Annotated in this window: 5 protein-coding genes and 2 pseudogenes; all 7 read left to right on the top strand. The window is 40.0% G+C overall.

Translation table 11 applies throughout. The features are described from left to right. Positions 1-1,160 (top strand): annotated as a pseudogene (locus EZJ43_RS17290) (collagen-like protein); the annotation flags it as partial. Between the two features lie 203 nt (positions 1,161-1,363). Further along, positions 1,364-1,534 (top strand): hypothetical protein, encoded by a 171-nt coding sequence (locus tag EZJ43_RS17285; RefSeq protein ID WP_165953206.1) that lies wholly within the window; start codon positions 1,364-1,366, stop codon positions 1,532-1,534. A gap of 284 nt (positions 1,535-1,818) precedes the next feature. After that, a complete protein-coding gene (locus EZJ43_RS16845; RefSeq protein ID WP_133263892.1) occupies positions 1,819-2,919 on the top strand; it encodes a hypothetical protein in 1,101 nt (366 codons plus the stop codon). Between the two features lie 121 nt (positions 2,920-3,040). Next, the gene (locus tag EZJ43_RS16840) at positions 3,041-3,880 is read left to right on the top strand and encodes a hypothetical protein (protein ID WP_133263891.1); all 840 of its coding nucleotides are present in this window, start codon (positions 3,041-3,043) and stop codon (positions 3,878-3,880) included. A gap of 40 nt (positions 3,881-3,920) precedes the next feature. Further along, positions 3,921-5,027 (top strand): hypothetical protein, encoded by a 1,107-nt coding sequence (locus EZJ43_RS16835; RefSeq protein WP_133263890.1) that lies wholly within the window; start codon positions 3,921-3,923, stop codon positions 5,025-5,027. 28 nt (positions 5,028-5,055) lie between these two features. Next, positions 5,056-5,601, top strand: a complete 546-nt coding sequence (locus tag EZJ43_RS16830) for a hypothetical protein (RefSeq protein WP_133263889.1) — start codon at positions 5,056-5,058, stop codon at positions 5,599-5,601. Between the two features lie 593 nt (positions 5,602-6,194). Then, a pseudogene (locus tag EZJ43_RS16825) lies at positions 6,195-7,293 on the top strand (gliding motility-associated C-terminal domain-containing protein); the annotation flags it as partial.

Below are 7,293 nucleotides of genomic sequence, written 5' to 3'. Positions count from 1 at the left end.
ACGGAACTGATGGTAAATCAATAACGAGCGGAACAACAGCACCATCAGATGCAAACGGTAAAGACGGTGATACTTATGTTAACACGACCACAGGCGATGTTTATACAAAAACAGGCGGAACTTGGGGCACACCAACAGGAAATATCAAAGGCGCAAAAGGTGATTCTGGAACAAACGGAACAAACGGAACTGATGGTAAATCAATAACGAGCGGAACAACAGCACCATCAGATGCAAACGGTAAAGACGGTGATACTTATGTTAACACGACCACAGGCGATGTTTATACAAAAACAGGCGGAACTTGGGGAACGCCAACAGGCAACATCAAAGGCGCAACCGGTGCCACTGGCGCAAAAGGTGATAAAGGTGATAATGGAGCAGCAGGTCCACAAGGGCAAACTGGAGCAACTGGAGCTAACGGAGCAGATGGTTTAGGCGGTGCAACAACTGCTGGTACTGGAATCTCAGTTACAGGCGCAGGTACTACCGCAAGTCCTTATGTAGTTACAAATACAGTTGTAGATACGGATAAGCAACAAATTACCGACTTCAGTTTAAGTGCGGCTAAAGTGTTAACACTTGAAATTGAACGTGCTGGTGTAGCTAAAACAGTAGATTTGTCTGGGTTAGTAGCAACGGCCAATAACGGTACTCATATTGATGCAACAACCAAAGCAGTTTATTTAGGAGGTACGTTAGTTGAGCCTACTACGATAACCGCTGATGCGACAAAAACACTTGCAATTGCAGGCTTAGTAGCGCAAACAACAGATGCTCAACTTACAAAAGTAGATGGAATTATGACAGTCGAAGCAGATGGTACAGTGAGAAAAGTTTATCCTGTTTACAGTGATGTAGCTGTTCAAAACACCTTAAAAAGATGGAAAGTAAAAGGAGCTGATAAACCAGTTTATGAAATTGTGGGCGAAGTAACTTTAGCTAGTCCAACTAATCTGGTAACCCTTCCAGCTGCCATCCCAACAGGTGCAAAATTGTTAAGCGTTAGGTTAATAGAAAGAGTTTCAAACTCAATCAGTACTAACATTATTACTTATGATGCAACGACTAGAGTGTTAGTTTTAGGTACAGCAGGTGCAATGACAATTTTACACCCAGCAGCTACTTACGACGTGATTGTTGAATATGTAAACCCATAAGCTTAAAAGATTATCTTAAAAGATAGTCAACACAATAAAATATCATGTTGCATCATGTTTTAATTATGATGCAACATGATATAACTTTAAATCATGTTCTAAACACTCACTTCAAATAAAAGAATTAATCCAGATCACATAAAACAATTAGTTTTAATATCTTTAGTTTTTGTGAAAGTGTTTTATGCCTTAAAAAAATTAACATGGGCGAATTAAAAAGCATGACTAAAAAGGAAAACAATAAAGGCTTTGATTTTATCAATACCAGTTTAGGCAAAATATTAAATGATCGTTCCTTTTTTATTTATCGTAATTTTACAAATGAAGAATTTGTCCATTTCAATATAGCTTCACCTGCAGAAACTATTTTTTAGAAGTAACGCAGTGCAGAAATTGAGGGGGCTTGTAAAAAAATAAGTTTGTAAATAGGCTGTTTGATTATTCAACCAGCCAAATTGAAATTAAGTTAATTAGTTACTGCAATGTTTACGGTAAAGTTGATTTTAACAATGAAGTAATTAACAATAAATATTTTAACGGATGCGGCAAGTTTACCAATGGGCATCTAACTACATAACGTTTTAACCGCTCTTTGGGGTATTTTGCTTAAAAACAAAACCGCAGGCTACCACAATTAAAGGGCAAAAAATGAAACAAAATGAAAAAACACTTTTCTATTCTTAAGAACAATGCTACAAAGTTAGCATTCGCAGCACTGCTTTTTTTTGTGGCAGGTATGCAGCAGGTACAGGCACAATATACTACACGAACCATAAAGATAGGAAGTGTTGCTAATTCACGATGGAATGATGGCTATACTTTTGGTGGCCAGTACATGTCTGATACAAAGTTAAAATTAGAAAATCCTGCCAATTTTGGAACAGGCGGCACGGTCTCTAATCCGATCACTATTACTCAAGATTTTGCTACCATTGGAAGCATTAACGCAACAAGTTTGGCATCTTATGATGTTCTTTTTATTGGGTTTACTGGCACTACTAGTAATTTAACACCTGCTGAAATTACTGCAATCCGTACCTGGACTTTGCAGGCGGGTAAGGTGGTTATAGTGGCAGAGCAACCTCAAACTGGTTATAACCCACTATCTACTGCCTACGGATATCCTACTGTTAATGCCGGATATGTAGGGCCTACAAAACCCACAGCAGCAGATGCAACAACTATACAGGCATTTTCTGGCCCTTTCGGAACTGTAGTGGGTGTTGATCAAGCAGGTAGTGCACAAGGAATTTTTACACCCGATTGTTTTTCAACAGTGACAGCACGAGATAATAACGGTAAATCAACTTTTATTTTTGATGCACCTACCCGCGATCTAATTTTTGCAGATGGTGATTATCTTACAAATATTAGTGGTGCTGTGTCATCTGGTAATGCTGTAAGTACCGCTCAAGATAAATTTATAGTTAATATCTTTGCATGGGCAGTAAGAGAAGTTTTATATCCAGGACTTCCCAAAAATAATATAACTGCTACAGCAGGTTGTACAGGTACTGGTATTGGTACCATTGTTTTTAATACTCCCATCGGTAATTCCTCTGGTGGGGCATCATTTCCTTACCTATATTCTATAGATGGAACCAATTTTCAAACTAGTCCTACTTTCAATAATGTAGCAAACGGTACTTATACTATTTATTGCAAGACTGCAGAATGTCCGGTACAAAATGGCGGTACGGTTACAGTAAATTGTGCGCCACCTTGCCCAGCAGGTACAGTAGCACCACCAACAAACTAGTGCCAAAAGAAATACCTTTAATATTTGAAAAAAATATAAAAAAATGAGAAAACAATTTTCTATATATAAAAACAAGGCTATCAAGTTAGCATTCGCAGTACTGCTTTTCTTTGCAGCGGGGATGCAGCAGGTAGAGGCGCAAACTGTAGGTTCTACCAATGTTCCAGATCTTAATACAGGAACGCCGCCATGTATAAATTGTGCTCCTGTTGGATGGGTGTCTGGTTCTACTGATATGAGCAATGCAAATGGTTATCCAGTAAGTCCAGGCGTTTTTTTGCCATGGACCCCAGCTTTAAGTAATGTTCCAGCTGGCCAACAATTTTTTGTCACAGGTCTTAATGTAGAGAAAGCTACTACGACTATTTCAGGATTGACTGCTGGTACTACCTACATATTTACTTTTTTTGCCGCTGATCTTCAAACAGCGTCAACCGACGTGAATAGGGATTTGACATTGACTTTAATTCATCCAGATTATAATACTCTTTATCGGAATATCCCTTTTACGGGAGGTGCAGGTGTGAATAATTGGGAAAAATTTACTTATACGTTTACAGCAACAGGACCAACACTACCAATTGCATTTAAATGGGCTGGAAATTATTCAGGAGCTTGGGGTGTATATGTCGGTCCTAATGCTGTAACTGCTCTTCCTTGTTCTGCCTTAACGTCCGCAGCAGGTACAGCCACTCAAACGGTAAATGCGGGTACAACTATTACAAATGTTACTTATAGTACGACCGCTACTGGTGTATCTGTCGCACCAGCGTTTCCAGCTGGTATTACGGGTGTTTTAAACACTGGAACTGGTGTTTACACTATATCTGGTACGCCTACTGCGGTACAAGGTCTTACTAGTTATGCTATACAGTTTACGGGTGCTTCCTGTGCTACCAATACGCAAACTTTTAACCTTACTGTGAATTGCAAAGCGGGTGCATCAGCTCCAGCATTTTAATAATGTACCACAAAAAAATATTAATATTAATAAAAATACCATGAATCAATATATAAGAAAGCTACTGGTACAATTATTGGTGCTTGGTTTAGTTTGCCTTGGTTTTGCACTCAATGTTGGTGCACAAGCCACTGTAAATTTGAATACCCACACACCTGCAATAAGTCCGCCAAATGCAGATTTAAGTATCAGATGGTTCAAAGATAACTCACCTCAAATGGGTGGTACTTTGCTTACACCAGCACAAGTTGCAGCTGCACCCGCAGGTGTATATTACGTGAGCTATTATTCCACAAGTAAAGATTGTTACAGCCCTGCTTCAAAATTGGTAGTGGCTACAAACACCTGCCCAGGTACATCGGTAGATTTAAGAACGCATACATCTGGTACGCCGCCTTCTGGTTCGACGCAAAAATGGTATAAAGATGCTGCTTTAACAATGGAATATGATGCAACAGTACCTGTGGGCGCTTCTGCTACCTACTATACTGCTTATGTAGATACTGCTACAGGCTGTCAAAGCCCCGCATCTATTGTTGTTGTTGCCATTTCAACATGTACCATCAACGTTACTAATAGTTGCCCTATTACAACGGTAAATTTAAATACTGCGCCAGAATTTGGGAGCCCAACTAACCAACCGGGTAGCACCACGCGTACCTTCCACAGTGGTCCAATAGCATCAGATGCTAACAAATTATCAGGTACTGCGGTAACTGCTGCAGGTGCAGGTACTTATTATGTGGCTTATTATGATGCTGTAGGAGGATGTTACAGCCCAACTACTAAAGTTGTGGTTACTATCACTGATTGTTTTTGTTACAAACCAGTTGTTACAGATGCCAACACCTACACTTCATTACAAGGGATAACCAGTTTAGCTAGAACAGGCGCACAGTACAATACTTTAATTACGGATAAGCAAAGCGCATGGACTATTTTAGAGGCCAAAACAAAAGGTTTTGTAATTAATAGGGTAACGTTTAATGTAAGTGGAAACCCAGTAGGTATTGCACCAGCTAATTTTGTAGAAGGCATGATGGTGTATGATACTACCAATAATTGTTTAAAACTATATACTTCGGTTGATGGTGGGACAACTTTCGCTTGGTATTGTTTAACTACACAAACTTGCCCAACCAATTAAATTAATTAAACTTAAAGGTTTTAAAAATATGAAAACTATAATATGCTATTTATCCATTGTTCTTTTTACCGCAACTTTTGCTAAGGCACAAGTTGCCGTTGGTAAAACTAGCGTTACAAATACATCGGTATCCTTAGAGTTTGGCGTTAGCGATGCAACCAATGGTTATAAAGGTTTGGTATTGCCATGGGTTACTTCTGCGGCTGCTGTTACCGGGGCAGTAGATGGTACTTTTATCTTTGATCTTACCGATCATAAAGTTAAATACCGTAAATCTGGCGCTTGGGTTGATTTAAGTGTTGATATTACGGGCACAGCAAATGCTACAAGTGTTTCAACACAAGCTGGTTTAACAGAAGATATAACTAAAAAAGCCGTTATTGGCGTAAACCCTTCAGATACTACACCAGGTATTTTAGTTTTAGCCGATAATGATAAAGCAATGGTTTTGCCAAAAGTAGCAAGTCCGTACTTAAACCTTAAAAACCCAACAGCAGGCACAATGGTATATGATACGACAAGTAGGCAATTGGCAGTTTTTAATGGCACAGTTTGGTCTTTTTGGAAACCGTAATTTAGTGATGAGTGTTGAGTGATGAGTGATGAGTGATGAGTGATGAGTGATGAGTGTTGATTCGAGAAGATTCGAGAGAAGTTACGGAAAACGAACAACGAACAACGAAAAACGAATAAAAAAAGCCCCTTTGGGTTTTGGGGATAAAAGCCTGGCGTGACCATCATGGTGGGGGACGGCCTAGCATGCATTTAGAGGAAAAAACGCTAAAGCTGGTTGCACAATTTTTTGTGTTAGCAGTTCCTAAGAGGCTTCGCAGCCGAGGGCGGGTTTTTTAACGTGGTGGGGAGGTCTCGAAGCATCGGTAAAAACAGCTTGGCGAGTTTTTACCCAAATGGATGCAAGCCTTGATTTATTCAGTAGCATATATGTTGTTATTGGCCTTCATGAGCTCGCAAAAATGCTCGGTTTTTGTTACTTTTTTATCAAGAAAAAAGTAAGACGCCCCTCCGGCAGGAGAACGTTAAATTTAAGTTATAAGTTGAATTGATAATAATGAGTCCGAAAGACCAAAAGAAAAAGAGAAAAGTTACGAACAACGAAAAACGAATAAAAAAAGCCCCTTTGGGTTTTGGGAATAAAAAAGGAATACAATGAAAAAATATTTACATAAATTAATTTGCTTATCGGTATTGGTTTTGCCAATAGGCGCTATTGCCCAAACAGGTGCTGGCAGTTCCACTACGGATAACAGCACCAATACGGTGGCACTGGGCACCACCACACAGGTGTTTTCAGAGAGCGCCTACTTTGGTCCCAATGCCAACTGGACAGTTGATGGTGTATTGGAAATCTACGGAAAGAACGTATGGATTGCTCCCGGTGCCACCTTTAACGGAAGTGGTAAAATTGTGATCTACAACCCAGGCAGCAACCCTGTTTATCCAACAATGGGCGCAGGGCAGACCACTATCGATGGTAACAACAGTAATTTCATCAATTTGATGATCGACCACAGCAACAGCAGCAACATCATTTTGGCCAACTTAAACGATCCTGGATATGGTACAGTTAACCCAACTGGTTCACAATCGGCAGGTTTAAATATTGGTAACAAGCTAAACATGATGGTTAATGGAGGCGATATTATACTAAATGGCAACGATTTAAGTTTTAACGGCGCAGGTACTATAAACAGTTTCAGTAAAGATAGAATGGTGGTGACCGGCAACAGCATAACCGGCCATGTAATTAAGGATTATGCAGGTAGTGATAATTTTGTATTCCCTGTAGGTATAGCCGAAGGTGATTATACACCAGCAACCATCACACCTTCCCAAGCAGGAAGAGTTTATGTGAGCGTTCAGGATTTTGCAGCGGCAAACAAGCCCGTTTCAAACACACAGCTTGGCATGGACAGGATCTGGCACATTTATTCAAACTCGGCACTCAATGTAAACATGGTGCTTCAGCACAATGCAAATACGAACGGTTCGCTGTTTAAAGATGCAAATGCTGCAATATCCCGCTACGTTTCCCCAAATAAATATGATATCCTAAAGGGCACAAACCCAGCTACAGGCATCCACACACGGAACAATATCGTTCTTTCGGCCGATATGAGCGCCAACGGCGGATTTTACACCAAGATTTCGGTCTCTGCCTCAACGCTACTCGTTCCCAACCTTTTCACGCCCAACGGAGATGGCACGAACGAGACATTTGAGATAAGGGGAATTGAACTTTTTGCCA

Source organism: Pedobacter changchengzhani, assembly GCF_004354365.1.
Lineage (GTDB): Bacteria > Bacteroidota > Bacteroidia > Sphingobacteriales > Sphingobacteriaceae > Pedobacter > Pedobacter changchengzhani.
The sequence above is the reverse complement of the archived record's forward strand: the minus strand, read 5'-3'. Positions and strand labels throughout refer to the sequence as shown.

Excerpts from the sequence above, each read along its gene's own strand:
- EZJ43_RS16840 (WP_133263891.1), top strand. The coding sequence starts at position 3,041 with ATGCAGCAGGTAGAGGCGCAAACTGTAGGTTCTACCAATGTTCCAGAT.
- EZJ43_RS16830 (WP_133263889.1), top strand. The coding sequence starts at position 5,056 with ATGAAAACTATAATATGCTATTTATCCATTGTTCTTTTTACCGCAACT.
- EZJ43_RS16835 (WP_133263890.1), top strand. The coding sequence starts at position 3,921 with ATGAATCAATATATAAGAAAGCTACTGGTACAATTATTGGTGCTTGGT.
- EZJ43_RS17285 (WP_165953206.1), top strand. The coding sequence starts at position 1,364 with ATGGGCGAATTAAAAAGCATGACTAAAAAGGAAAACAATAAAGGCTTT.
- EZJ43_RS16845 (WP_133263892.1), top strand. The coding sequence starts at position 1,819 with ATGAAAAAACACTTTTCTATTCTTAAGAACAATGCTACAAAGTTAGCA.